The 1,882-nt window shown below is 70.0% G+C and carries 3 protein-coding genes; all 3 read left to right on the plus strand.

What is annotated here, in order from left to right:
* The coding region (locus ACFWYM_RS44920; RefSeq protein WP_384851359.1) for a vitamin B12 dependent-methionine synthase activation domain-containing protein at nt 1–355 on the plus strand (355 nt) is incomplete at its 5' end.
* Nucleotides 352–1,257, plus strand: coding sequence for a methylenetetrahydrofolate reductase [NAD(P)H] (metF, locus tag ACFWYM_RS44925; protein ID WP_384851360.1), 906 nt, complete (start codon nt 352–354; stop codon nt 1,255–1,257). The genes ACFWYM_RS44920 and metF, both read left to right, overlap by 4 nt.
* Nucleotides 1,235–1,882, plus strand: a 648-nt coding sequence (locus ACFWYM_RS44930) for an adenosylhomocysteinase (protein WP_384851361.1), incomplete at its 3' end; no start/stop codon positions are given. The genes metF and ACFWYM_RS44930, both read left to right, overlap by 23 nt.

The following is a 1,882-nucleotide window of genomic DNA, read 5'->3' on the forward strand; positions in this document are numbered from 1 at the left end:
CGAGGCCAACTCCTACCGCGACTACCTCGAACTGCACGGCCTGTCCGTGCAGTTGGCCGAGGCCCTCGCCGAGTACTGGCACGCGCGCGTCCGCGAGCAGCTCGACATCGACGCGTACGACCCGGTGGAGCTCGCCGGCATGTTCCGCACCGAGTACCAGGGCTGCCGCTACTCCCTCGGCTACCCGGCCTGCCCCGACCTGGAGGACCGCGCGAAGATCGCCGAACTCCTCCGTCCGGAGCGCATCGGCGTCGAACTGTCCGAGGAGTTCCAGCTCCACCCCGAGCAGTCCACCGACGCCATCGTCCTGCACCATCCGGAAGCTAGTTACTTCAACGCGGGAGCCCGTACATGACCACGCTGCTGCGCGACGTGCTCACGAGCGGACAGCCCGCCTTCTCCTTCGAGTTCTTTCCGCCGAAGACCGCCAAGGGCACCCGTACCCTCTGGGACGCGATCCGCCGGATCGAGGCCCTGTCCCCGACGTTCGTGTCCGTCACCTACGGTGCGGGCGGCTCCTCCCGCGACCGCACCATCGAGGTGACCAAGCGCATCGCGGCCGAGACGACCCTGCGCCCCGTCGCCCACCTCACGGCCGTCGGGCACTCGGTGGCCGAACTGCGGCACATCATCGGGCAGTACGCGGACGCGGGCGTCCACGACGTCCTCGCCCTGCGCGGCGACCCGCCCGGCGACCCGGGCGGCACCTGGACGGCGCACCCCGAAGGCTTCACGCACGCCGTCGAACTGGTCGAACTGATCCGGTCCCTCGGCGAGTTCACCATCGGCGTCGCCGCCTTCCCCGAACGGCATCCGCGCTCCACCGGCTGGGACAGCGACATCGAGCACTTCGTCGCCAAGTGCCGGGCCGGAGCCGACTACGCCATCACCCAGATGTTCTTCCACGTCGAGGACTATCTGCGGCTCCGCGACCGGGTCGCCGCGGCGGGCTGCGACACCCCGATCATCCCCGAGATCATGCCCGCCACCGACGTACGGCAGATCGCCCGCTTCGCCGAACTCAGCGGCGCCTCCTTCCCCGAGTCGCTGGCCCACCGGCTCGAGGCCGCCCGCGACCGGCCGCACGTCGGCCACCGCATCGGGGTCGAGTACGCCACCGCCATGGCCGAGCGGCTGCTCGCCGAGGGCGCCCCGGGCCTGCACTACATCACCCTCAACAAGTCCACCGCGACGCTCGAGATCCATCAGAACGTGCTGAACTCAAGGAGCCACGATGCCCTCGCAGCCAAACGCTGACGTCCCCGACTTCAAGGTCGCCGACCTCTCCCTGGCCGAGTTCGGCCGCAAGGAGATCACCCTCGCCGAGCACGAGATGCCCGGTCTGATGGCCCTCCGCAAGGAATACGCGGCCACCCAGCCGCTGGCCGGGGCCCGCATCACCGGCTCCCTGCACATGACGGTGCAGACCGCCGTCCTCATCGAGACCCTGGTCGCCCTCGGCGCCGAGGTCCGCTGGGTGTCCTGCAACATCTACTCCACCCAGGACCACGCGGCGGCCGCGATCGCCGCCGCGGGCATCCCGGTCTTCGCCTGGAAGGGCGAGACGCTGGAGGAGTACTGGTGGTGCACCGAGCAGGCCCTGACCTGGCCCGGCCACCCCGGCCCGAACATGATCCTGGACGACGGCGGCGACGCTACTCTCCTCGTCCACAAGGGACTTGAGTACCAGAAGGCGGGCGCCGTGCCCGACCCCGCGACCGCCGAGAACGACGAGCACCGCGTCGTCCTCGAACTCCTCCGGCGCACCGCACTCGACTGGTCCGAGGTCGCCTCGGAGATCCGTGGGGTGACCGAGGAGACCACGACGGGTGTCCACCGCCTGTACGAGATGCACCGTGACGGCACGCTGCTGTTCCCGGCG

The organism is Streptomyces sp. NPDC059009 (genome assembly GCF_042740175.1).
Taxonomy (GTDB): Bacteria; Actinomycetota; Actinomycetes; order Streptomycetales; family Streptomycetaceae; genus Streptomyces.

What these genes read in the sequence shown, in the direction of transcription:
- metF (WP_384851360.1), top strand. Translation starts at nt 352, where the DNA reads ATGACCACGCTGCTGCGCGACGTGCTCACGAGCGGACAGCCCGCCTTC.